This is a genomic window from Gordonia terrae, from assembly GCF_051789125.1.
GTDB classification, from domain to species: Bacteria; Actinomycetota; Actinomycetes; order Mycobacteriales; family Mycobacteriaceae; genus Gordonia; species Gordonia terrae_A.
The window spans coordinates 4,787,202-4,810,972 of record NZ_CP196526.1; the positions used below are offsets into that span (position 1 = coordinate 4,787,202).

The 23,771-nt window shown below is 67.3% G+C and carries 22 protein-coding genes; 12 read left to right on the plus strand and 10 right to left on the minus strand.

From position 1 onward, the window contains the following. Nucleotide 1 precedes the first annotated feature (1 nt). From ACSUZC_RS21830 to ACSUZC_RS21845, 4 genes are read left to right on the plus strand one after another with little or no spacing between them, the layout of a single operon-like run. Nucleotides 2-1,111, plus strand: coding sequence for a Rieske 2Fe-2S domain-containing protein (locus ACSUZC_RS21830; RefSeq protein WP_439030532.1), 1,110 nt, complete (start codon nucleotides 2-4; stop codon nucleotides 1,109-1,111). Further along, the gene (locus ACSUZC_RS21835; RefSeq protein WP_439030533.1) at nucleotides 1,108-1,443 is read left to right on the plus strand and encodes a hypothetical protein; all 336 of its coding nucleotides are present in this window, start codon (nucleotides 1,108-1,110) and stop codon (nucleotides 1,441-1,443) included. The genes ACSUZC_RS21830 and ACSUZC_RS21835 overlap by 4 nt, the downstream gene beginning before the upstream one ends. Continuing rightward, nucleotides 1,440-1,844 (plus strand): RidA family protein, encoded by a 405-nt coding sequence (locus ACSUZC_RS21840; protein WP_439030534.1) that lies wholly within the window; start codon nucleotides 1,440-1,442, stop codon nucleotides 1,842-1,844. The genes ACSUZC_RS21835 and ACSUZC_RS21840 overlap by 4 nt, the downstream gene beginning before the upstream one ends. Nucleotides 1,845-1,895: 51 nt before the next feature. Beyond that, a complete protein-coding gene (locus tag ACSUZC_RS21845; protein ID WP_439030535.1) occupies nucleotides 1,896-3,227 on the plus strand; it encodes an MFS transporter in 1,332 nt (443 codons plus the stop codon). Between the two features lie 76 nt (nucleotides 3,228-3,303). On the opposite strand, the gene ACSUZC_RS21850 is transcribed toward ACSUZC_RS21845, so the two are convergent. Then, entirely contained in the window at nucleotides 3,304-3,474 is a 171-nt protein-coding gene (locus ACSUZC_RS21850; protein WP_439030536.1) for a hypothetical protein, read from the minus strand. 917 nt (nucleotides 3,475-4,391) lie between these two features. On the opposite strand from ACSUZC_RS21850, the gene ACSUZC_RS21855 reads away from it, so the two are divergent. After that, on the plus strand, nucleotides 4,392-5,066 hold the full coding sequence (locus ACSUZC_RS21855) for a slipin family protein (protein ID WP_439030537.1): 675 nt from the start codon (nucleotides 4,392-4,394) through the stop codon (nucleotides 5,064-5,066). Between the two features lie 111 nt (nucleotides 5,067-5,177). After that, nucleotides 5,178-6,113 (plus strand): hypothetical protein, encoded by a 936-nt coding sequence (locus ACSUZC_RS21860; RefSeq protein ID WP_439030538.1) that lies wholly within the window; start codon nucleotides 5,178-5,180, stop codon nucleotides 6,111-6,113. A gap of 119 nt (nucleotides 6,114-6,232) precedes the next feature. Here ACSUZC_RS21860 and ACSUZC_RS21865 read toward each other — a convergent pair whose 3' ends face one another. Continuing rightward, on the minus strand, nucleotides 6,233-8,407 hold the full coding sequence (locus ACSUZC_RS21865) for a 3-hydroxyacyl-CoA dehydrogenase NAD-binding domain-containing protein (RefSeq protein ID WP_439030539.1): 2,175 nt from the start codon (nucleotides 8,405-8,407) through the stop codon (nucleotides 6,233-6,235). A gap of 46 nt (nucleotides 8,408-8,453) precedes the next feature. Next, on the minus strand, nucleotides 8,454-9,665 hold the full coding sequence (locus tag ACSUZC_RS21870) for an acetyl-CoA C-acetyltransferase (RefSeq protein ID WP_004018964.1): 1,212 nt from the start codon (nucleotides 9,663-9,665) through the stop codon (nucleotides 8,454-8,456). Nucleotides 9,666-9,794: 129 nt separating this feature from the next. On the opposite strand from ACSUZC_RS21870, the gene ACSUZC_RS21875 reads away from it, so the two are divergent. Both ACSUZC_RS21875 and ACSUZC_RS21880 read left to right on the plus strand, forming a co-directional pair. Next, nucleotides 9,795-10,967, plus strand: coding sequence for a TetR/AcrR family transcriptional regulator (locus ACSUZC_RS21875; protein WP_439030540.1), 1,173 nt, complete (start codon nucleotides 9,795-9,797; stop codon nucleotides 10,965-10,967). Between the two features lie 58 nt (nucleotides 10,968-11,025). Next, complete coding sequence (locus ACSUZC_RS21880; protein WP_439030541.1) at nucleotides 11,026-11,964, plus strand: adenylate/guanylate cyclase domain-containing protein; 939 nt, start codon at nucleotides 11,026-11,028, stop codon at nucleotides 11,962-11,964. A 2-nt stretch (nucleotides 11,965-11,966) separates the two neighbouring features. Here ACSUZC_RS21880 and ACSUZC_RS21885 read toward each other — a convergent pair whose 3' ends face one another. Genes ACSUZC_RS21885 through ACSUZC_RS21900 form a run of 4 tightly spaced genes read right to left on the minus strand, consistent with a single transcriptional unit; the run spans nucleotide 11,967 to nucleotide 15,041 of the window. After that, a complete protein-coding gene (locus ACSUZC_RS21885; RefSeq protein ID WP_439033203.1) occupies nucleotides 11,967-13,031 on the minus strand; it encodes a sulfate/molybdate ABC transporter ATP-binding protein in 1,065 nt (354 codons plus the stop codon). A 32-nt stretch (nucleotides 13,032-13,063) separates the two neighbouring features. Next, nucleotides 13,064-13,873 carry an ABC transporter permease gene (locus ACSUZC_RS21890; protein WP_439030542.1) on the minus strand — a complete coding sequence of 270 codons (810 nt, stop codon included), beginning with the start codon at nucleotides 13,871-13,873 and terminating at the stop codon, nucleotides 13,064-13,066. A 14-nt stretch (nucleotides 13,874-13,887) separates the two neighbouring features. Then, nucleotides 13,888-14,643 carry a molybdate ABC transporter substrate-binding protein gene (modA, locus tag ACSUZC_RS21895; RefSeq protein WP_439030543.1) on the minus strand — a complete coding sequence of 252 codons (756 nt, stop codon included), beginning with the start codon at nucleotides 14,641-14,643 and terminating at the stop codon, nucleotides 13,888-13,890. After that, complete coding sequence (locus ACSUZC_RS21900) at nucleotides 14,640-15,041, minus strand: TOBE domain-containing protein (RefSeq protein ID WP_439030544.1); 402 nt, start codon at nucleotides 15,039-15,041, stop codon at nucleotides 14,640-14,642. Before ACSUZC_RS21900 ends, modA begins: the two co-directional genes overlap by 4 nt. Before the next feature lie 292 nt (nucleotides 15,042-15,333). Between ACSUZC_RS21900 and ACSUZC_RS21905 the strand changes: the two genes are divergently transcribed. Continuing rightward, the gene (locus tag ACSUZC_RS21905) at nucleotides 15,334-16,368 is read left to right on the plus strand and encodes an ATP-binding cassette domain-containing protein (protein WP_439030545.1); all 1,035 of its coding nucleotides are present in this window, start codon (nucleotides 15,334-15,336) and stop codon (nucleotides 16,366-16,368) included. After that, nucleotides 16,368-17,213, plus strand: coding sequence for an ABC transporter permease (locus ACSUZC_RS21910; RefSeq protein WP_439030546.1), 846 nt, complete (start codon nucleotides 16,368-16,370; stop codon nucleotides 17,211-17,213). The genes ACSUZC_RS21905 and ACSUZC_RS21910 overlap by 1 nt, the downstream gene beginning before the upstream one ends. A gap of 25 nt (nucleotides 17,214-17,238) precedes the next feature. On the opposite strand, the gene ACSUZC_RS21915 is transcribed toward ACSUZC_RS21910, so the two are convergent. Beyond that, nucleotides 17,239-18,402, minus strand: a complete 1,164-nt coding sequence (locus ACSUZC_RS21915; RefSeq protein ID WP_439030547.1) for an ROK family protein — start codon at nucleotides 18,400-18,402, stop codon at nucleotides 17,239-17,241. A 694-nt stretch (nucleotides 18,403-19,096) separates the two neighbouring features. Here ACSUZC_RS21915 and ACSUZC_RS21920 point away from each other — a divergent pair. Beyond that, entirely contained in the window at nucleotides 19,097-20,173 is a 1,077-nt protein-coding gene (locus tag ACSUZC_RS21920; RefSeq protein ID WP_439030548.1) for a sigma-70 family RNA polymerase sigma factor, read from the plus strand. A gap of 15 nt (nucleotides 20,174-20,188) precedes the next feature. On the opposite strand, the gene ACSUZC_RS21925 is transcribed toward ACSUZC_RS21920, so the two are convergent. Then, nucleotides 20,189-20,605 carry a VOC family protein gene (locus ACSUZC_RS21925; protein ID WP_439030549.1) on the minus strand — a complete coding sequence of 139 codons (417 nt, stop codon included), beginning with the start codon at nucleotides 20,603-20,605 and terminating at the stop codon, nucleotides 20,189-20,191. 83 nt (nucleotides 20,606-20,688) lie between these two features. Here ACSUZC_RS21925 and ACSUZC_RS21930 point away from each other — a divergent pair, with 83 nt between their 5' ends. After that, complete coding sequence (locus tag ACSUZC_RS21930) at nucleotides 20,689-21,396, plus strand: histidine phosphatase family protein (RefSeq protein WP_439030550.1); 708 nt, start codon at nucleotides 20,689-20,691, stop codon at nucleotides 21,394-21,396. Between the two features lie 84 nt (nucleotides 21,397-21,480). On the opposite strand, the gene ACSUZC_RS21935 is transcribed toward ACSUZC_RS21930, so the two are convergent. After that, a complete protein-coding gene (locus ACSUZC_RS21935; protein WP_439030551.1) occupies nucleotides 21,481-23,157 on the minus strand; it encodes a hypothetical protein in 1,677 nt (558 codons plus the stop codon). Nucleotides 23,158-23,771 lie beyond the last annotated feature (614 nt).

The following is a 23,771-nucleotide window of genomic DNA, read 5'->3' on the forward strand; positions in this document are numbered from 1 at the left end:
CATGACAACCACACAGCCCACCTCCGACCAGAGGTCCGCGTCCCGCGAACGGCCCTCCGCGCGACGGACCCCGACCTACGCCGTGGGGACCCGCCGTCACCTCGACGCCGACGAGATCGCGGCGACGGGACTCCGGGACCGCTGGTACCCGATCCTCCCGTCGCGGATGCTCGAACCCGGCGCCATGGTCCCGGTCCGTCGGCTCGAGGTCGACTGGGTGCTGTTCCGCGACGCGCAGGGACGGGTCCGCATGCTCGAGGATCGGTGTCCCCACCGCAGCGCGCCGCTGTCGGTGGGCCAACATCTCGGGGACCGCATCGCCTGCGCGTATCACGGTGTCCAGGTGGACGGCGAAGGCACCGTCGTGTCGGTGCCGGGAATGCCGGGGTGTGCCCTCGAGGGCCGCCGGGCGACGGTGTCGCTCGAGGTGGTCGAGGCAGCCGACACGATCTTCGCCTTCCTTCCGCTCACCGCCGAGTCGGTGCCCACCCCGTTCGTGCTGCCCGACCGGCTGTCCGATCCGGAGGTGTCGTGGTTCGGCAACTTCGCCGAATGGGCGGGACCGTGGCGCTTCTACATGGACAACGTCCTCGACCCCATGCACGGCGCTTTCCTGCACCGCAATTCGCATTCGATGTTCGGTGGCGACACCTCGGCGCGGTTCCGCATCCGCGAGACCGACCGCGGCTTCTTCTTCGAGAAGACCGACCAGCGCGGCGTCAACTTCGACTGGGTCGAGTTCGTCCGCGGATCAATGGATTACGTCGACCTCGAGATCCCATACGGTCCCGGCGCCGGCCCCGGCGGGGTGTTCGGGATCGTCGGGATGAGCACGCCCATCGACCGCTCGACGTCGGCGATCTTCCATTGGCGCACCCGCCGCGTGTCCGGCTGGGAACGCGAGACCTGGCGGTTCCTGTATCGGACGACGCTGGAGGCCAAGCACTGGGAGGTCCTCGAACAGGACCGGCTGGTCCTCGAGGCGCTCGCCGGTGACGCCGACCGAGAGGAGCACCTCTACCAGCACGATCTCGGGGTCTCCCGTATTCGGCGGATCTACCGCGCCGACGCCGTCGCCCAGGCCGAACAACTCGTCGCAGCGAACGCATGACCGCCAGCGAGACGATGTTGCTCACCGTGGTGCTGCGCCACGATCAGAGTCAGAACCTCGAACAGTTGCAGGGTCGGCTCGACGAGAACGACTGGTGGCACGGCTTCCCGCCCGCCGGTTGCGAGATCGTCTCCTGGGTCGTCGCCATGGGGATCGGACAGATCGTGACCCTCCGGCTCCCGGCCGACCGGCTGCCCGCAGTGAACGTCGAACTGGAACGGCGGGCGTGGGGTTCTTTCGCCACCGACTTCTACCCGACGTACGACTTCCTACCGGTCCGCGAACGACTGACCCGCGAATCCGATGCGCGGCGTGCCGCGGTGACCTCATGACCCGGATCGGACACCCCGACGTCGTGGAACCGCCCCGTCCGGACATGTTCAGCAACGCCCGGGTCGTCGGCGACCAGTTCTTCCTGTCGGGCATGCACGCCGGCGGCTCGGACGGTCCGGTGGGTGGGAACGACACGCACGCACAGGCCGTCGAAACGTTTCGCCGCGTCCGCGCACTCACCGAGGCGTGCGGCGCGACGGTCGACGACATCGTCGTCCTGCGCATCTTCGTCACCGACATCGCCGACAAGGCGGCGGTCGGACGCGCCCGGAGCGCGATGTTCTCCGGGGACTTCCCGTGTTCGACCCTCGTCGAGGTGTCGGCACTGGTCGAGCCGGGCCTCAGCGTCGAGGTCGAAGCACAGGGATTTCTCCCGAAGGCCGCACCCGCGGCCGACTAGAATCACTCGAACCGGCGTCAGCCACGCCGACTACACACCTAGGACGCCATCGTGAGCGGACCAACTCTCAACTCCAGCCCGAACAACTCAGCACCGGCAGTCGACAGACCCAACTGGCCGGTCCTGATCCTCGCCTTCGTCGCCGTCGTCCTCGACGGCTACGACACCATCGCCCTGGGCCTCTCGGTACCGGCGCTCAAAGAGGACTGGGGTGTGCCCGCATCCCACTTCACACCCGCGCTGTCGCTGACCAGCCTCGGTGTCGCCTTGGGCTACATCGCCGTCGGCCGGCTCACCGCACGCTTCGGCTGCCGCAACGTCATCCTGGCCGCGGTGATCGTCTTCACCGTCGGTAGTCTGCTGACGGCCTGGGCCGGCAACATCGTCGAGCTGAGCGTGCTGCGCCTGGTCACCGGCTTCGGTCTCGGCGCCGTCATGCCGGCGGCGGTGGCACAGGCGACCGCACTCAACCCGGCCCGGCACCGGCAGTCGATCGCGGTGTTCGTCACGATGGGCATCTCGATGGGAGCGTTGATCGCCGGACTGTTGGGCACACGGTTGGTGTCTGCGTACGGCTGGCCGTCGGTGTTCGTCGCCGGCGCCATCGCCTCGGCAGTCCTGTTCCCCTTCCTGTGGGTGTGGCTGCCCGACGAGCGCACGCTGACCGGTGTGGCCCCGGGTTCGGAGGCCCGCCACCACGCGGCCGTGGCCCGGCTGTTCGACCCAGAAGTGCGCGGGCGGACCATTCTGCTCTGGGGCTTCGCCTTCATGGTGTTCTCGGTCTTCTACATCTTCTCGTCCTGGCTGCCCACCCTGCTGACGAGTTACGGCTTCAGCACGGGACTGGCACCCCTCGGGTCGGCGGCACTGGGCGTCGGCAGCATCGTCGGCGCCGGGGTACTGATCCTCGGCGCGACCAGGTACCGGATGAGCTCGATCCTCGCCGGGACCACAGTGGCTGCGATCGTGTTCCTGATCCTGTCCGCCTTCCTCGGCGCCGACAAGGCGCTGCTGCTGGTGGTGTTCGGCGGTGTCGGGCTCGGACTGCAGGCCGGCATGATCGGGCAGGCCGCCGTCGCGGTGTCGATCTATCCGCAGGCCACCGCCGCGACGGGTGTCGGCTGGGCGTCCTCGATGGGCCGCCTCGGATCTGTGGTCGGCCCGATCGTCGGCGGCGCCCTGATCGGACTGGGACTGTCGACGAGTGCCATCGTGCTCATCGCGTGCGCTCCGGTCGCGGTCGCCCTGGGACTCGTCCTGCTGCTCCGCCGGACCGAGCCGAAGGTGCCGGACGACACCACAATCGGTGGCCGCACAACGATCGGTGGGCCGGCGAAGAACAGCCAGACGATGAACGGCCAGGCGATCGGCGGACCGGCCTGACATATCGAATTCGGTCGACGACCGGCGTATCGGGCACGTCCCGATACGCCGGTCGTCGTCTCGGCGCGGGGTGTCATCACGTCCGCGACCACAGCAGGTACCCGACCGCGAGCGCGAACACGCCAGGCCCCAGTTGCACGAGGTGATCGCGGATCACCGACTCGTCCAGGTCGGCTTCGGAGAATCCGACGCGGAGCGCGTGCTCGCGAAAGATCAGGCCGGAACGATCAGCGGGAATCGGGATCACGAACACTTGGACGCGCCCGGCGCCCGAACGGTTCCATCCCCCGATCCCCAATCCTAAAGAACCACAAAACCGCTGGTCTCGAGCCCGAGAGGTCTGCTGACCCCCGGTCCCTGAGGAGTGCCCGGAGCTTGCAGAAAGCGGCAACCCATCGCTCCCTGAGGAGCACCCGGAGCTTGCAGAAAGCGGCAACCCATCGCTCCCTGAGGAGCACCCGGAGCTTGCGGAGGGCGCGTCACGAAGGGTCCGGCGACCGAGTCAGGAAACCCTTCGTGGCTCGGTCTCAGGGAGCAGAGTTCGGTCGTAGTCCATGACGGCCGCCAGGCCACAGATGTTGAGGTGCGAGGAGCAGACAATCGCCGGGCCAAGCAAGAGACGAAGGAGCGCGTCGAGATCGACGAGCCCCTCGGTTCCCTGAATCGAATGAACCACAGGAGGTCGGGCCCCCGACCGGCAGACTTCAACTCGACCGATGGACTTCGATCGAGGTCCAGGGGTCGAGTTGAAGTCTGTCGGTCACGAAATGGGGCCTCGGGGCAGGTCTTTCGTGGCCCACGACGCAAGATTGCTCATCAGGGAGCCGAGATCGATGCTCGTTATTCCATTGCGCCCCAGCACCCCACGCTGGCATAGTTCCCGTTCGGCACGAGGACCAGCAGACCGGAGCGGGATACCGCGACGTGTTTCTGCGCGTCGGAATCCTCGTCCGCCTTCAGATGGCAAGGGATACCTCCCGAGCAGGTTCGAGTCCTGACACGGCGCCGCTCCCGGGAGCACGGGCCCGTCGGTCCTGTGGTCGTCGTCCGGGTCGTCCGCGACTCCGCGGCGCACCCCACCGGCCGGGCCCGCCCGCGAGCGGTGTCGCCATCCGAACTCTCTGTCCCGACAAGCATTGCGACGCAACGGAAAGGAGGATCGCCATGCTGTTCCACAACCGAATCACCGTCCCACCGGGCCACACCGTGCTGGCCTACCGGGGTGCGGAAGTCCAGACGCTGCCCACCGGTCGTCACCGCGTACGCATGCCCGACGCGACGCTGAGCGTCGACCTGCGTGAGCGCCTGATCCAGGTCGCACCGCAGGAGATCCTCACCGCCGATTCCATGGCGGTCCGTATCTCGATGACGTTGCGCGCCCGCGTGATCGACGCGGTCGCCTTCGTCGAGCGGGCCTCCGACCCGATCGGCGCGGTCTACCTGGCCGCCCAGATCGAGCTGCGTGAGGTCTGTGCCGGCGTCGCGTCGGACGACCTCATCCGACGCGGCGACACGGTCGACGTCGCCCCGATCCGCGCCGCAGCGGGCGCGGCCGCGAGCGCCGTGGGCATGGAAGTGCTCGACGTCGTCGTCCGCGATGTCATCGTCCCGGCCGAGGTACGCAGCGCGGCCCTCGATGTGATCACCGCCAAGACCCGTGGTCTGGCGAAGCTGGAGGCGGCTCGCGCCGAGACCGCCGCCCTGCGCGCACTGGCCAATGCGGGCCGGTTGCTCGACGCCCACCCGGCGCTGGCGCAGTTGCGTCTCGTCGAGTCCGTGCCCTACGGCGCGCGGGTGGTCCTCAGCGTCGGCGGTGCCGAGGTGCCGTCGGACGACTAATTCCCGCTCACCGAATCCGTTCCCGCTCACCCAGATCATGTGAGCGGGAACGGATATCGTGAGCGGCAGTGGAGATGGAACCGAGGAGCGCTCCGCTGCGTCGAAGTACCCATGCTGATGTTCCCCGCCGACCGGTTCGGACTCCTCCATCGTGACGCCGCACTCCGTGCCGGGTTCTCCGACGAGGAGCTGTCCGGGGCCGTCACCCGCGGCGAGTTGATCAGTGTGATCCCGGGCGTCTGGATCGCCGCCGCCGGTCAGCCCACAGGTGCGGACTCGGCCGAGAAGCGGCATCGCCTCCGCGCGCTCGCCGCCGCCACCTCGGAACGGGCGGACGGACACCCCCTCAGTCATACCTCCGCAGCTGTAGTGCTCAGTCTGCCGATGTTCGATCCCGATCTGTCCCTCGTCCACGTGACCACCGGTCGCACTTCGGGCGGCTCCATCCGGGCACAGCGACATATCCACGCCGCGCCACTCGACCCCGCCGAGATCATCCAGATCGACGGGGTTCGCACGACCTCGATCGAGCGCACTGCGGTCGACGTCGCCATCATGGGCACCTTTGCGCAGGCGCTCGTCGTCTTCGACGCCGCGCTGCGGCTCGGCGCGGACCGCGAGACGATGAGCGACCTGCTGTCCGGCCGCCGGCGTCGAAGCGCTCGCAACGCCAGGCGCGCCCTGCCGTTCGCCGACGCGGCGTCGGAGAGCGTCGGGGAGTCGTGGAGCCGGGCCCAGATCATCGATGCCGGCCTACCCACCCCCACACTGCAGCATGAGTACCTCATCGGTGGTGACAGGTACCGGTGCGACTTCGACTGGGAGGGGCTGCTCGTCGGCGAGTTCGACGGTCTGCAGAAGTACGGCGCGCTGGTGAAACCCGGCGAGACATCGGCTGACGCCGTCATCCGAGAGAAGATCCGCGAGGACCGGCTGCGGGCCGCCGGAGTGGTGGTCGTCCGGTGGACATGGGCGACGCTGCGGAAGGGCGAACTCGACGAGATCCTGCGACCGTGGCTGCAGAAGCTCGGGTTGCTCGCTGCATGACGCTCACTCTTTCCGTTCCCGCTCACTCGATTTCGGTGAGCGGGAACGGAAATGGTGAGCGAACAGCAAGAACCCCGGCCGGAACACGTCCGGCCGGGGTTCTTGAGTGTCAGCTCAGATCAGTACTTCTCGCCCTTGGCGGCCTTCTCGACGAGCGAGGCCGGCGGCTCGAAGTGCTTGCCGTACTTCGACGCGAGGTCGCGTGCGCGGTCGACGAAGCCCTGCAGGCCACCCTCGTAACCGTTGATGTACTGGATGACACCACCGGTCCAGGCGGGGAACCCGATGCCGAAGATCGAACCGATGTTGGCGTCCGGCACGGAGGTGAGGACACCTTCGTCGAAGCACTTGACGGTCTCGAGGGCCTCGGCGAAGAGCATGCGCTCCTTCATGTCCTCGAGCGGGATCTCCTTGGTGCCCGACTTGAAGTGCTCACGCAGACCCGGCCAGAGCTGGGTGCGCTTGCCGTTCTCGTCGTAGTCGTAGAAGCCCTTGCCGTCCTTACGGGCGGTGCGGCCGTTGTCGACCATCCAGTCGACGACGGCGTTGGACCCGTGCTGCGGGAAGTCCTTGCCCTCGGCCTTGGCCGCTGCCTCGGTCTCCTTGCGGATCTTCTGCGGCAGGGTCAGGGTCAGCTCGTCCATGAGCTGCAGCGGCGCGGCCGGGTAACCGGCCTGGGTGCCCGCATGCTCGATGAACGCAGGCTCGATGCCCTCGCCGACGGCCGCGATGGCCTCGTTGACGAAGGTGCCGATGACGCGGCTGGTGAAGAACCCGCGGCTGTCGTTGACGACGATCGGGGTCTTGCGGATCGCCAGGGTGTAGTCGATGACCTTGGCCAGCACGGCATCCGAGGTCTTCTCACCGCGGATGATCTCGACCAGCGGCATCTTGTCGACGGGCGAGAAGAAGTGGATTCCGATGAAGTCCTCGGACCGCTTCACGCCCTCGGCGAGGATGGTGATCGGCAGGGTCGAGGTGTTGGAGCCCAGGACGGCGTCGGGCTCGACGATGTCCTCGATCTCCTGGAACACCTTGTGCTTGACCTCGACCGACTCGAAGGCGGCCTCGATGACGAGGTCGACGCCCTTGAAGTCGGCGGCGTCGACGGTCGGGTGGATGCGGGCGAGCAGAGCGTCGCTCTTCTCCTGCGTGGTCTTGCCCTTGGCGAGAGCCTTCTCCTCGAGCTTCTCCGAGTAGCCCTTACCGCGCTTGGCAGCATCGAGGTCGATGTCCTTGAGGACCACCTCGATGCCGGCCTTCGCCGACACGTAAGCGATTGCCGCGCCCATCATTCCGGCGCCGATGACGCCGACCTTCTTGGCGGTGAACTTGTCGTAACCCTCGGGGCGCGAGCCGCCGCCGTTGATGTGCTGCAGGTCGAAGAAGAACGCCTTGATCATGTTCTGCGCGACCTGGCCGGTGACCAGCGAGACGAAGTAGCGGGTCTCGATGATGTCGGCGGTGTCGACGTCGACGTACGCGCCCTCGACGGCAGCGGCCAGGATGGCACGCGGAGCCGGCATGTTGGCGCCCTTGATCTGCTTGCGCAGCAGCGCCGGCAGGGCCGGGAGGTTGGCGGCGAACGCCGGGTTGGTGGGGGCACCGCCCGGGATCTTGTAGCCCTTGACGTCGAACGGCTGCTGGGCCTCGGGGTTCTCCTTGATCCATGCCTTGGCGGCGGGGATCAGTTCCTCGATGGAGCCGACGACCTCGTTGACCAGGCCGGTCTCCTTGGCCTTGGTCGGGTTGAAGCGCTGACCCTGGAGCAGGACACCCATGAGGGCGTTCTGGATACCGAGCAGACGGACGGTACGGACGACGCCACCGCCACCGGGCAGCAGGCCGAGGGTGGCCTCGGGCAGACCGATCTGGACACCCTTGACGTCCGCGGCGATGCGGTAGTGGGTGTGCAGCGCGATCTCCAGGCCACCGCCGAGGGCGGCACCGTTGATGGCGGCAACGACCGGCTTGCCCAGGGTCTCGAGACGACGCAGCACCTTCTTCATGCCGTTGGTCGACTCGGTGATCTGCGTGGCGAGCTCCTCCTTGGAGACACCGCTGCGATCGCTGGTCATGTCCTTGAGGTCGCCGCCGGCGAAGAAGGTCTTCTTCGCCGAGGTGAGCACGACACCGGTGATGTCGTCCTTCTCGGCCTCCAGGCGATCGACGGTCGCGGCCATCGACTCCTGGTAGAGCGCGTTCATCGTGTTGGCGCCCTGGTTGGGGTCGTCCATGGTCAGGATGACGACGCCGTCGGCGTCTTTCTCCCAGTTGATCATGTTGTCACTCATGGTGATTCGCAGAGTTCTTTCTCGTGAAGTGGCAGGGCCGGGAGAGTCAGAGACGCTCGATGATGGTCGCGACGCCCATGCCGCCACCGATACAGAGGGTGATCAGGCCGTAGCGGCCGCCGGTGCGCTCGAGCTCGTCGAGGCAGGTGCCGTAGATCATGGCGCCGGTGGCACCGAGCGGGTGACCCATGGCGATCGCGCCGCCGTTCACGTTGACCTTCTCGTGCGGGATCTTCAGATCCTTCATCCACTTCATGACGACCGAGGCGAAGGCCTCGTTCAGCTCGAACACGTCGATGTCGTCGACGGTCAGGCCGGCCTTCTTCAGAGCCAGCTCGGTGGCCGGGGTGGGGCCGGTGAGCATGATGGTGGGCTCGCTGCCGATCTCGGCGAAGGAGACGACGCGGGCACGCGGGGTGAGGCCGTTGCGCTTGCCTGCCTCCTCGCTGCCGATGAGCACGAGGCCCGAACCGTCGACGATGCCGGAGCTGTTGCCACCGGTGTGGACGTGGTTGATCTTCTCGACGCTCGGGTACTTCTGCAGGGCGACGTCGTCGAAGCCGGCCATGTCGGCGAGGGCGGCGAAGGCGGCCTTCAGCTTGCCGAGGCTCTCGACGGTCGAACCCGGGCGACGGTGCTCGTCGTGATCGAGGATCGTGACACCGTTGATGTCCTTGACCGGAACCACGGACTTGGTGAAGTAGCCGCTGTTCCATGCCTTTTCGGCGCGAGCCTGCGACTCGGCGGCGTAGGCGTCGACGTCCTCGCGCGAGAAGCCCTCGATGGTGGCGATCAGGTCGGCACCGATGCCCTGCGGGACGATGTAGTGGTCGTATGCGGTGGCCGGGTCGGTGAAGAGTGCACCGCCGTCGCTGCCCATCGGGACACGCGACATCGACTCGACGCCGCCGGCGAGAACCAGGTCGTCGAAGCCGGACGCGACCTTGGCCGCGGCGAGGTTGGTGGCTTCCAGGCCGGAGGCGCAGAAGCGGTTGATCTGGGTGCCGGGGACGGTCTCGGGGAGGCCGCTGTTGAGGGCGGCGGTGCGCGAGATGACCGCACCCTGCTCGCCGACCGGGGAGACGACACCGAGGATGACGTCGTTGACGTCTGCCGGATCGAGGCCGCCGTGACGCGACAGGACCTCGTTGATGAGACCGGAGACCAGGTCGACCGGCTTCACGCTGTGCAGCGAGCCGCCGCGCTGCTTGCCACGAGGCGTACGGATCGCCTCGTAGATGAATGCTTGATCAGGCACGAAAGTGTTCCTTTCACACGAACCACTGGTTGGTTACCCACCGAGGCTAACGCGGAATAACTTATTTGGCTATACCCGGTGGTCAAGAGGTCTGGTGTTCTGTCGAATGTGCGCTATGGTCTGTTCACCATGCCTGACCGCAAACCCACCTCTCGCACCCGGGGCGCCGACCGCAAGCGACAACTCGTCGACTCCGCGGCCGCGCTCTTCCTGCAGCGTGGGTACGCGCAGGTGTCGCTCGCCGACATCGCGCGCTCGGCCGGCGTCACCGCGCCATCGGTGTACCGGCACTTCGACGACAAACAGTCCCTGCTGGCGGCCGCGGTGTTGGCCGGCGTCGACGACCTCGAGACCTGTACGGATCGGGCCCTCACCGGCAGCGGGGACACGAGCTCGCTGATCTCGACGGTCTGCGACCTGGCCGTGCAGCGCCCCCAGGCGGCGTCGCTGTGGCGGTGGACCAGCAACTACCTGACCACCGAGCAGAACAAGCAGGTGGCGATCCGCACCCGCGAGGTGATCGGTCACTGGGCGACCGCGCTCGCCGCCCGGCGCACGGATCTTTCCGAGCGCGAGGCCGTGCAGCTGGCGTGGGCGATCCTGAGCGTCAGCGGCAGCCTCACCGTGCACCACACGCGCATGTCCGGGGCGCGTGCGCGTGACGAGATCGAGAAGCTCATCCGTCGGATCCTCGCCCTGAGCCCCGCTGCGGCTCCACCGTTCGCGACCTCGCCGACGGTCACCTCGGTGCCGGGCTCGCGTCGCGACGAGATCCTCGACGCGGCGGCCGAGCTCTTCGCCGACCGCGGGTACACCGACGTCGGCGTCGACGAGATCGGCGGAGCCGTCGGCATCGCGGGCCCCAGTGTCTACAAACACTTCCCGTCGAAGCTCGCCATCCTCGTCGCCATCGGTCAGCGCAGCGGGGCACGACTGGAGGCCGGGGTGATGGCCGTGTACGGCGCCACCTCCGACCCTGCGAAACTCCTGGCCGGCCTGGTGGATTCCTACGTCGAGACCATCACGAGCACCCCCGACCTGTCGGTCAGTTTCAACAACTCCCCCGCTCTTGCCGGCCAGCCGAGCGCCACCGATCTCGTCGACGTACAGCGGCGTTACGTGGCGAGGTGGGTGGATCTGCTCATGCAGGTCGACCCGGAGATCAAGCGCGATCAGGGCGCGGTCGCCGTGCACGCGGCGCTCTCGATCGTCAACGACGCCGTCCGCATGCGACGCGGCTCGGAGAGTCCGCAGTTCGCCGCGCGCATGGCGTATCTCATGAAGGGCGTGCTCGCGCTCTGATCCGCTCGGCTACGACAATGCCGGGTCGGCGAAGGCAGGCATAAGGGACACTTGGGTCATGCATGCGAGCCGTCCGACTCCCGAGACCTCCGAGTCGACCGAACCCCGCCACACCCGCGACGAGCTGGTCGCCGAGCTCGGCCTGTCACCCGAGTTCGCCGAGAAGGCTTGGAACGCATTCGGATTCGTCCGACGGCCGTCTTCCGACCGGGTCTTCTCGGACCGTGACGTGACCGCACTCAAGGTGTTCGCTAGCTCGTCGTCGGCAATGCCCGAGACCACCCAGATCGCGATGGCCCGGGCGATCGGCCAGACCATGTCGCGCCTGGCCGAGTGGCAGGCCGATCTGCTTCGGGAGATCGCCGACGATCCCGCCGTCCCCTGGAACGTCGAACAGATGAGCGTCGCCCTCGGCCAGATCCAGCAACTCATCTGGCGACGCCACATGGCACAGGCCATCGAGCGGCACGCCGACCATTCCGCAGCGGACGAGATCGACCTCATCATCGGTTTCGCCGACATCGTCGGCTACACAAGCCTTTCCCGACGCATCGACCTGAACGACCTCGAGACCCTCCTCGGATCGTTCGAGGACGACACCTTCGACGTGGTCGTCGACCATGGTGGGCGCGTGGTGAAGACACTCGGCGACGCGGTGATGTTCACCTTCGACGACGCAGCCGCTGCGGCGAGCGCCGCCCTCGACATCCATCAGCTCTCTGGCGACGACAACCTTCCGCCACTGCGCCTGGGCATGGCACGCGGGGCGGTGCTCACGCGGCTCGGGGACGTCTTCGGAGAACCGGTCAACATCGCATCCCGGCTCACCAGCTCCGCCCGCTCCGGCACCACGCTGGTCGACGACGCAATCGCCGACGCTCTGCGCGACGACGACCGGTTCTATCTGAAATCGATTCCCACGCTGCGGGTGCGCGGGTACAAGCACCTCAAGGCACGCGTACTCGAAGTGCACCGCGACGGGCCGCTCAACGACTGATCTCACTCCCTGACTGAGCCCGGGACCACCGCGCTGATCCGCACCTCGCTCGCCTTGACGACCAGGTACACCGCGAGGCCCGTGGCGAGTCCGAGGTCGGCGACAGCTGCCCAGGTCACCTCGGCGGCGACGAGCTGACCACCGACGTCGGTATTGACTACCGCATGGTCACCGCGGGGCACGACATCCCGAATCGTCGCGGGCAAGACGGTGCGCGGGCTGCCGTGCGGGGCATCGAGGTACACCGCGACAGCCCGCGGCGAGAACGTGGCCGCGACGGAAGCACCGGGCCCGGGCACATCTGACGAACTGTCCCCTGCCGAACCGACCACCCGTCGACCGTCGTCGTCGACGACGGTCGACGGTTCGTTCATGCTGCCCACGAACAGATTGAGACCGGAAAGTGACGCCGCGAACCGGCTGGTCGGACGTGTGAGAACGTCACGCGTCGAACCGGATTCGATGACGCGACCGGAGTCGAGCACGATGATCTCGTCGGCGAGCCCGAGGGCGTCCACCGGATCGTGGGTCACCATGATCGTCGTACGCCCACGGTCGGCCAGCAGGCTCCGCAACAACGCCCGCAACCGACTCGCCACGTCGACGTCCAGCGCACGAAACGGTTCGTCCAGCAATAGAATTCGTGGTTCCGCCGCGAGGGCGCGGGCGATTGCGACCCGCTGAGCTTGACCCCCGGAGAGCTGGTCGGGTCTGCGATCCGCCAGATCGTTGACCTCGGTGGCCCTGAGCCATCGATCGACGCGCGCACCGACCTCCTGTTTCGACAACCGCTGCGCCGACGGCGCGAAGGCCACGTTCTCCGCAACGGTCAAGTGCGGGAACAGGCGCGCGTCCTGCGAGAGGAGCGCGACTCCGCGCCGATGCGGTGGTACCGATCGCCGGGAGTCACGGAACACCTCCTCGCCGAGCGCGATCCGACTGGGATCGTCGGGACGCAGCAGCCCGGAGATCGCCCGCAGCATCGTCGACTTCCCGGCACCGTTGGGTCCGACGACGGCAGTCGTGCCACCGGCGGTGAACCGGTGCTCGATCTGCAGGAATGGCATCGCGTTGTCGATGGACACCACAAGATCGTCGTTCACACCGCGCCCGCCGCCCCACGACGCCGGCGGCTGTGCACGCCCACGACGACGACCAGCGATACCAGTACCAGGATGAGCGACAACGGGATCGCCGCCTGTGGGTCATCGATCGCCGACACATAGACAGCCAGCGGCGCCGTCTGGGTGATACCGGGAGCGTTGCCCGCGAAGGTGATCGTCGCGCCGAACTCGCCGAGCGCGCGAGCGAATGAGAGCACCAAGCCGGCCGCCAGCGAGGGTAGGACCAGCGGCAGGGTCACCCGCCACAGCGTGCGGGTCGGACCGGCACCCAGCGTCGCGGCGACCTCCTCATAACGCGTACCCACCACGCGCACTGCACCTTCCACGCTGATCACGAGAAACGGCAGGGCGACGAAGGTCTGTGCGAGAACCACCGCGGTGGTGCTGAACGCGATGTCGATCCCGGCGGTGTGCAGGTACTCGCCGACGATCCCGAGCCGGCCGAACGTGTACAGCAGCGCCAGCCCGCCCACCACCGGCGGTAACACCAGAGGCAGCAGGACGAATGAACGCAGGATCCGGACGATCGGCCCGTCGTACCGCGCGAGAACCACCGCCATCGGCACGCCCAGCACGAGGCAGATGACCGTGCTGGACGCTGCGGTCATCAGAGATAGTTTCAGTGCGTCAACTGATTCCCGGGAGGTGACCTGTTCGACGAAGGTGGCCCACGGAGACCTGAGGATCAGCGCCAGCGGAGGCAGGATGATGAGCGCGACACCGAGAGCGGCGACGACGAATGTCCATCCCGGCAGTCCCGCCGGTTCACGATAGCTGGGCAGCACTGTCCGTTTACGCCTCACGGCGCGCCGAAACCGGCTTCCCGCAGGATCTGCTGACCCTGCGGCCCGAGCACGAGGTCGACGAACTGTGCGCCGAGTCGCGCACCGTCGGCATCTCGTACGGTGGCGATCGGATAGGAGTTGAGAACCGCCGCGAACGCGGGATCGGAGACGGTGGCCACCTTGTTCCCCGCGGCACGTGCATCGGTCACGTACACGACACCCGCATCGGCCTGCCCGGTCGTCACCTTCGTCAGTACAGCGCTCACCGACTGTTCCTCTGAGACGGCGTCCAGGGTCACACCCGTCCGCTTCTCCACCTCGTCGGTCGCGGTACCGCACGGTTGCGCCGGTTGGCAGACGACCGTCGTGACGCCGGGCTTGTTCAGATCCGCGAACGACCGGATGTTCTCGGGGTTCCCGGGCGCGGTGACGATCAGCAATGTGTTGGTGGCGAAGATCTCGGGGTCGACGGCGAGGTCGCCGAGCTTGCGCATGTTCTTCTCGTCGGCGCTGGCGAACACGTCGGCGGGCGCCCCCTGCTCGATCTGGTTCGCGAGTGTCGACGAGCCGTCGAACGACAGCCTCACCGTCACGCCGCGATGACCGGCCTCGAACTCGTCGGCGATGGCGGTGAAGGTCTTCTTCAACGACGCCGCCGCCGAGACGTCGAGCGTGGCCGTCGGCGACGAGGGGTTCGCGCCGTCGGCCGCCGTACACCCGGCCGCCACCAGCGCTGCGGTGACGGCGAGCGACGCGAGACGCGTGTTCATCCGCTTCTCCTGTTGGTCTCGACGATGACTGTCGTCGCCTTCACCACGGCGGTGGCGACGACGCCCGGTCGCAGTTCGAGCTCGCGGGCGGCGTCCGCGCTCATCAGCGAGGTCACCTCGAACGGCCCGCATTGCAAGGTCACCTGTGCCATCACCCCGTCCATCCGGACGTCGGTCACGAGTCCGGTGAAACGGTTGCGCGCCGACCGCGCGACCGTCGCACCGTCGTCGGGCGCGACCGCCCGCTCCCGCGCCAGCTGTGCAAGGCGGACACCGTCGACGGTGGCGACCGGCCCCGTGTCGGTCTGCTCGAGGACGCCGGAGCTGATCCAGCGGCGGATGGAGTCGTCGCTGACCCCGAGCAGGGCGGCGGCGTCCTTGATCCGTATGGCGGTCACCCAGCCATCCTATCCGCATCCGCGGAAATATCGTCCCGCAATGTGCGCATCCTCGGATTCGAGAAGGGTTGACCTCAAGGGAACTTGAGGTCTTAGGCTGATTTTCGATCCGCCCGCCGGATTTCCCGTCGCCGGACCGATGAATTCGGTGGAGGGGGCCGGTCTGTCATGTCGAGGAGGACCGCGATCCGACCGTCGAACCCCGAGGGTTCCCCGAGATTTACCCCGTAGTCACCCGGACGCCGTGAAAATCGGTCGCGGTTGTCCGACCCCATCGATACCGTGAGGAATCATGAGCTCAATCACAGTTCCCGCCACCGCACCGGGAGACGTTGCGACGTCCGACGTCGCCATCGAGGCCATCGACCTGGTGAAACGCTTCGGCGACTTCACCGCGGTCGACGGTGTCAGTTTCACCGTGCCGCGGGGCTCCGTGCTCGGCCTGCTCGGTCCCAACGGCGCGGGCAAGACCACCACGGTCCGCATGATGACCACCCTGTCACCACCCACGAGCGGAACCGCACGCATCGCCGGTTACGACGTCCGGGAGCAACCCGGGATGGTCCGCCAGAACATGGGCCTCACCGGACAGGCTGCGACGGTGGACGAAATCCTCACCGGCCGTGAGAATCTGCGGATGATCGGTGGCCTCTACGGCATCGGACGCAAGACACTCGCACGCCGCTCGGACGATTTGCTCGAACAGTTCTCCCTGACCGAGGCCGGGGACAAACAGGTCAAGGCCTACTCGGGCGGTATGCGCCGTCGCCTGGACCTCGCGGTCAGCCTGCTCGCCACACCGCCGGTGCTGTTCCTCGACGAGCCGACCACGGGCCTGGACCCGCGTAGCCGCTCCGAACTGTGGGACGTACTGCGCGAGCTGGTGGCCGACGGCACCACGCTGCTGCTGACAACCCAGTATCTGGAAGAGGCCGACCAGCTCGCCGACGACATCGTGGTGATCGACAAGGGCACCATCATCGCCCACGGCACGTCACTCCAGCTCAAGGAGCAGGCCGGTTCGGCCAGCCTCGTGCTGACCGTCTCGCACGCCGACGATCTCTCCGCCGCGGAGGCGCTCCTCCGCAAGAACGGTGCGGAGGTGTTCGTCGACGTCGCCGCACGCCGGTTGACGACGGCGGCCGCCGGACTCGGCGACCTTCCCCGCGTCGCGGCCTGGTTCGACGAGAGCGGCATCGAGGTGGACGACTTCGGTCTCGCCCGCCCGAGCCTCGACGACGTCTTCCTGTCCCTCACCGGCCACCGCGCCGAAGATTCCGGAAACGCCGCGGACACCGACAATCCCACCGACGAGGAGCACTCCTGATGACCACCACTGCACACACCGACGCGGTGGTCGCGGACAAGCCGCGGATCCATCCGACAACCATCTGGCAGCAGGCCTGGATCATGGTCAAGCGCAACATGATCCACACCAAGCGGATGCCGGAGATGCTCTCCGACGTCACCATTCAGCCGATCATGTTCGTGCTGTTGTTCGCCTACGTCTTCGGCGCCTCGATCCAGACCGACTCCGCGTCCTACAAAGAGTTCCTGCTCCCGGGCATCATGGGGCAGACGATCGTGTTCACCGCGTTCATCGTGTCCACCGGCATCACCGCCGATCTCGAGAAGGGCATCATCGACCGCTTCCGGTCGCTGCCCATCCAGCGGTCGTCGGTGCTGATCGGCCGTAGCATCGCCAGTCTGCTCCACAGCTCGATCGGCATCGTCGTCATGGCCGTGACGGGCTTGGCCATCGGTTGGCGGATCAGGGGTTCGTTCGGAGAGGCGGTCCTCGCATTCGCGCTGCTCGTACTCTTCGGCTTCGCGATGATCTGGTTCGGCATCCTCATCGGTTCGTGGCTGCGGACGGTCGAGGCCGTCAACGGCTTCATGTTCTCGGTGCTGTTCCCGATCACGTTCCTGTCCAACGCCTTCGTCCCGACCGAGCCGATGCCCACCTGGCTGCAGACGATCGCCGAATGGAATCCGATGTCGTCGCTGGTGCAGGCGTTGCGCGTGCTGTGGGGCAACGGCCCGGCGTTCGGTCCGGGTACGGCGCTGCCCATGCAGCACCCGGTCGTGGCCACCCTGATCTGGACGGTCGCGCTGACGTTGATCTTCGCCCCGTTCGCACTGCGCGCCTACAACAAGCGCACCTCGGACTAGACGTCCGACGCGCTCCGCGACCCGCTCAGGCTGTCAACGTGATCGCCTGCAGCGGGTCGCTGTAGATCGCGTCCAGCGACACGGCGCCGGCTGCCTGCTGCTGCACCGTCGCTCCCGAATGCGACACGCGCACATCACGCTTGGCAACGATCGACGTCTCCCGCACGGCCTTCGCGACCGTCGGAAGACTCGTCGGATAGTCGGTGAAGGCCTGCCCGCCCAGGATGATGTGGTCGGGGTTGAAGATGTCGGCGATGAGGCCCACGGTCCGGCCGAGCACCTCCGCCCGCTCCTCGAGCAACCGTCGTGCGGTCACGTCCCCGGTCCGCGCCAGCGCGTGGACACCTTCGACATCGGCGACCGAGAGTCCCAGCGCCCGAGCGGCTTCCACCACACCGGTGTCACTGACAGCGGGCTCGAGACGGCCGGTGCGGTGCGGGTCGAGGAGTGTCGTCGCGCCGGTCGGGAAATGCCCGATGACCGGCGGACCGGCGGTCGGGGTGTGCACGGTGCCGCCCACGCTGAACGCGATGCCCAGCATCTCGCGGGCGTAGAAGTACAGGAAGCTCGACTGCTCGTCGTCGGGATTGAGGACGAGTTCGGCCGCGGCCATCGCCTCGACGTGAGAGGCCACCGACACCGGCAGCCCGATGGCCTCGGCGATGGTCTGCCCGACGGGCGCACCTTCCCACCCGAGTCGCGGATGGTCGACGACGCCGCCCTCGGCGACGCGGCCACCGAGCGCGACACCCACCCACAGCACCCGCCGCCCGGTCCATCGCTCGGCAAAACGCCGGGCGCTCAGGCCGATCGCGGTCAGGGCTTCCTCCGGCGTATCGGCGACCGGCGTGGGGATCTGGATCGCACCCACGACGCGGTGGAGCAGGTCGTGTGTGGTGATGGCCGTGACCTTGTAACCGATGTGGATGCCGAGGGTGAGGAACTCGGCCAGGTTGACCTCGAACGGGAGCCGGGGCCGCCCGATGGCGCCGGACGGTGCGAGGTCGGCGCGCTCACGGATCAGGCCGGCCTTGAGCAGCGCGCTGACCTGGCGGTTCACCGTCGAGATGCTGAGACCGGTGCGTTCGGCGGCATCGTCGCGGAACAACGGTCCCGCCAGACGTGCGGCCCGCAGGACCAGTGCGGCGGGCTTGGTCGACAACTCCAGGCGCGGGGTCGCGACGTGCACCCGGTGGTCCCCCTTTCCTGCTCCGCGTCGATCGGCGTTCGGGACCGAGGTCCGCGCCGGCGGTATGGATGACAACGGTACGGGCTGGCGAGTGCCCTGCGGACCGCGACGCACCGGGCGAACAGCCGGTTGGCGACGAACGAGCGGGGCCGGTGTCGGGCGCCCGAGCGGAGCGAGCGAAGTGCGGACAGCGCGGGGTGTGGATTCGGGAAGTGCGGTGGTCATGATCGTCCTCGTCGAGAAACCCGCTCGATGGCGGGGGGAGCCGGAGAGCCCTGGGAACAGGAACTCGAGACAACGACGCCCCGGGAGGAGAAGAGACCTGGCGGGGGTCGGCTCAGCGCATTCGACGACAACAGAGAACGCGTGCAAGTGGCAGACGACAGCCCAGCGCGGTGGTCACATAGGTGACCTCCGGGAGCTTGGCGTCGGCACTTGTCATGCCGATCAACCTAGCAACGGCCCAGGGACGCGGCAAGCGCACGAACACTCCCCCGACCGGCGGCGATGGAGCCGACAGACGCGTTCACCGGCGACAATAGGTCCGTCCCGGGCCCACCGCAGGGGTTGCACTCAGCGTGATCCCAAATCGCTGCGGACTCCCACACGCCACCTGCGGATCATCCGCAAGCGGACCCCGGTCGGGTTGCTGACTCGGGTCGAGCCTGTCGGAGGTCCCCGGTAGATTGTGAGCATGACCACAACCAGTCCCACGACTGCGCCCGACGCCCCGTCCGACGCCGAGTTCCTGGAGGTCACCGAACCTTTTCGACGCGAGATCATCGCGCACTGCTACCGGATGACAGGCTCTCACCACGACGCCGAGGACCTGGCCCAGGAGACCTTCCTCCGGGCGTGGCGGGGCTACCCGAAGTTCGATCACCGAGCGTCGGTGCGCACCTGGCTGCACAAGATCGCGACCAACACCTGCCTGACCGCCCTGCAGAGCTCACAACGTCGCCCACTGCCGTCGGGCCTCGGCGGCGACGCGTTCGACCCGGCCGATGATCTGCTGCAGAACCACGAGGTGCCGTGGCTCGAGCCGTATGCGGGTACCGTCGACGACATCGCCCCCGCCGACGACGCCGACCCGGCCTTCGTCGTCGGCGCACGTGAGTCGGTCCGACTGGCGTTCATCGCCGCGTTGCAACACCTGCCCGAACGCCAGCGCGCCGTGCTGATCCTGCGCGATGTGTTGCAGTGGCGGGCCGCCGAGGTCGCCGACACCATCGGTGTCACCACCGCGACCGTGAACAGCCTGCTGCAGCGCGCTCGTGAGCAGGTCAAGACCGTTCGTCCGCACCAGGACTCGGTCGGCGAGAGCGCACAGGAGACACTGGACGACACCGCGAAACGCGAGCTGCTGGCCCGCTACGTGTCGGCGTTCGAACGCTACGACGTCGACGCGATGGTCGAACTCTTCACCGACAAGGCGATCTGGGAGATGCCCCCGTTCACCGGTTGGTATCAGGGCGCCGAGAACATCGGCATCCTCATCCGCAACAACTGCCCGGCCGAGAAGGCCGGCGACCAGATCATGCTGCCCACGATCGCCAACGGACAGCCCGCGTACGGCCTCTACATGCTCGAACCCGACGGCGTTCATCGCCCGTTCCAGCTGCAGGTGCTGGAGCTCGATCCCGCGGCCGGCAAGGTCAGCCACGTCGTGGCCTTCTTCAGCGACACGATGGAAGCCGACTTCGCTCGGTTCGGCCTTCCCGCAACCCCTTACGACGCTCCCGCGCGTTCGGGCGAGCAACCCTGGCACTGAGCCGGGGCCGACCCGTCAGGCGTCGGGGGTCTGCGGGATCTGACCCGGATCCATCCAGACGACCTCCCATGCGTGCCCATCCGGATCGCAGAAACTCCGGCAGTACATGAACCCGAGGTCTTCGGGGTCACGGAGCACCGTGCCGCCGGCCGCGAGCGCACCGTCGGCGAGTCGGTCCGCGTGGGCTCGGCTGTCGGCCGAGATCGCGAGCAGGGATTCCCGGCCCCATGCCGGATCCGCCACGGCCGCGGCGGCGTAACCGGCAAACCGGCGTCGTTGCATCAAGACCACCATCGCCGAGTCGTTGATCGACATGCACGCGGTGCCGACGTCGCAGAACATCTCGTCGAAGCGGAACCCGAGCACGCCGAAGAATCGACGCGAACGGTCGACATCTGCCACGGGCAGGTTCACGAACAGCATCGGCGTCACTGGCGCGCTCCAGACGAGTCGGGGTCACTGGTACAGACCGGCCCGCCATGCCGAACTCATCGAAGCCCACATAGGGTGCAGCAATGGGTGTGATCTATCTGGTACGTCACGGTCAGGCGAATGCACTGGCCTACGGAATCGCCGACGCCACCGATGACCTGACCAACGGACCGGGCGGACTCACGACGACTGGTAGCACCCAGGCCGCACTGTCCGGTGGGTTCCTGTCCGGGCAGATCGACGGCTTCACCGCGGCGACCAGCGGCGACCTTCCCCGCCAGCAACAGACCCTGACCGGGGTGCTCGGCGCGTTCGCCGACAAGCCACAGCCTCATGTCGACCCGGGCTGGAACGAGTACTCGCTGCCCGCACTGGTCGGGGAGGCCACGCCCGAGATGTACCGCGACGGCCGCAGCTATCAGGAACAGCTCGACAAGGGACTGGCAGCCTGGATCGCGGCCGGCGAGCACGACGCCGCACCCGGCCTCGACGGCGGTCCCGCCGAGAGCTACCCCCAGTTCAAGGCCCGAGTCTCCGACGCCGCCGCGCGCGCCACCGAACTCGCCGGTTCCGGTCAGACCGTGCTGGTGGTGTCCTCCGCCGGAACCATCACCCAGTGGATCGCACAGCTGTGGGGCATCCCCGACGAGACGTGGCCGGCGATGGCCCGCACGATGGTCAACGCCTCCATCAGCAAGCTCATCGTCGGCCGGAGCGGCGTCTCGGTGGTGTCGTTCAACGAACACGGCCACCTCTCGGACCGCGAAGGTGGAATCGCCACCTTCCGCTGACCCGAGCCAGGAGCATCCTCGTGCACACCGGCCGGTGGCCCCGGCACGGTGGCATGCACCCGAACGCTCTGCTTCGGGTCGTCACTATGTGAGATTTCTGAGTTCCCGCTCCGCAAGGTTGTAGGCATCGTCCCTGTCGAGCGACTCCCCTCCGCGCTTGATCACGCGGGTGACCCCCCGACGCAGATCGTCTTGATACCGCGCGTCGATGACGTCGAACTCGAGATTCTTGACATAGATTCGCATCCGGTCGCGGAGCGAGCTGTCCGACTGGGCCGCCTCGACGACCTGAGGCAGAGTACTCGTCTGTACAAGTAGTGCATGCGCCACCTGTCGCGCACGGTGGTCACGGAGTCCGAGCAGCACTTCGCCGGGGGATGATCGGATCAGGTGGTCCTTCCACCAGTCGAAGTCGGACTCCCGGTCGACGGCGACGAGTTCCAGCCGCGGTTCTGACAGCGCGGTCGCCAAGGTCTCGATTGCGAGGTGCGTGTAGGTTTCACGTTCCGCCGTGGACAATCGGCCCAGGTGGTCGCGCAACTCCCGGCCGGCATTCTCCGCCGAGAAGCAGTACCGGCGAATCCCGTGAACGCTGCTGTCCAGCAATCCATAGTGGTAGTTCATGATGCGAAACGGACTCACGGCGCTGTCCAGTCCGACCGGCCGGCCTTTGCGCGCCGCTGCCGCCGAGAACTCCCAGCAGAACTCCCCCGGCGGACGCCCGGTCAACCGGTCGAAAAGCACAGGGCCGCCGAAGTAGCGGTGCGGGATGAGGGGGCCGGGTCCCCGTGAATACGCAATCGTCAGCCCGCCCGATTGTGCCTGACGGAGAAACCGGTGGTAGTCGAGGTAGACGAGTGAGGCCGTGTACCTCGCCAGCGGGGCGGGCCGCAACTCGCCGACGTGGTAGGCCGCATCGTAGAGGCGCAGTGGCCAGTCGTCGGACCACACGTCCCTGGCAGCATCGGCGATGATACTGCCTTCCATCGCGTCCGGACCCTCGTACTGAGCTCCCACCGTCGCCGCGCCGAGTAGTCCCAACAGTGCTGTCGACGGGGTGTCGAAACCGGTCTTGCCCTGCGCGGACGTGATGAGCAGGCCGAGGGAGTTCGCCAACCGGCCGAACCCCCTGTCGGGATCCACCGGAAGCACCGGATCGAGTTGTGCGAGGAGCCCGAGACCGGCTTCGGTGAACTCGTGCTGCTGGTCGCCCACACCCATTGAGGCAGTGACGAACTCGCCGAGGATCCGGACCTTCTCCGATGTTCGCTCGCTCGCGGAGTCGTCGTCGACGGCATCGCTGAGCGCGGTGGCGAGACCCCGTGTCGAACCTTGGTCGATGATCGACAGGAAGTCGGTCAGCTCACGACGGAGACTGCTGGAGAACGGGACCTCGCGGGTTCGTCGGTTCGCCGCGATCGCCACTTCGGCCAGTGAGACCTCGGGGGCCGAGCGGCCACTGGCGACTGATTCGTACGTTCTGAGTGTCCCCTTGCGAACCCATTGATTGACGGCCTGGCGACTGACCCCGATCATCCGGGCAGCCTCGGCTTGGGTGACGAGGTCGGTCGGCGGTTCGACGCTTGTCGTCCGATTACGGAGACGCTCAGCCGCGCGCTCGAGCGCTCGTACCAACTCGGCAACCGGTACCGCCCCGCCCTCGCCGAGTGCGAGGGCGAGTCGTTCCAGAGCCATGGAGATGGACTCGTCTCCGCCGCTGTACGCCACGTCCTGAATAATAGTCCGCGCTGTCAATAGCATCGCTTGACGGTCGCGTTTCCGCTCGTCTAGTCTGTGACTCGGGTTACACCGCGGGAGGTTCAGATGATTGTCGAAGAAGACCGAGACTGCATGTTGGCGCGGCGCGCTGCTCGGCTCCTACCGGAGCCCCCTCATGCTGACGATCCGTACGGCTTCCTCGCCTGGGAGGAACTCGTCCTGGACACCGCTCGTCGTCTGGGAGAGATGACATCGTGCGACACACGATCCCTCCCGCCCGACACCGACATGCCCGAGCCGGGTACCCGGGTGACGTGGCAGACGCTTCTCAAATTGGGCGCTTTGCTCAGATCCGATGTGGAACTGTCTCTTCGCGCGCAAGGGTGGTTCACGTCGACCACCGCCGAGCTGTCGGCGACCGGCGCGGCGCGGCGATACAGGTCCGAGCAGGGGTGCACCGGAAGCCGGGCCCTGTCGCTACGTTCTCGCGTCTGAGCACACCTTCTGACCCAGCCCCCCCCCGGCCCCGCGGTCGGGCCGCGAGAGCGACGTTCTCCGGCTCGGTTCCACTTGTTCGACCACGTCAAAACCCTGGTGCCGCTTCGGCACCAGGGTTTTCACGGTTCTATGACAGCGCCTCGAACCTCACGGCCGAA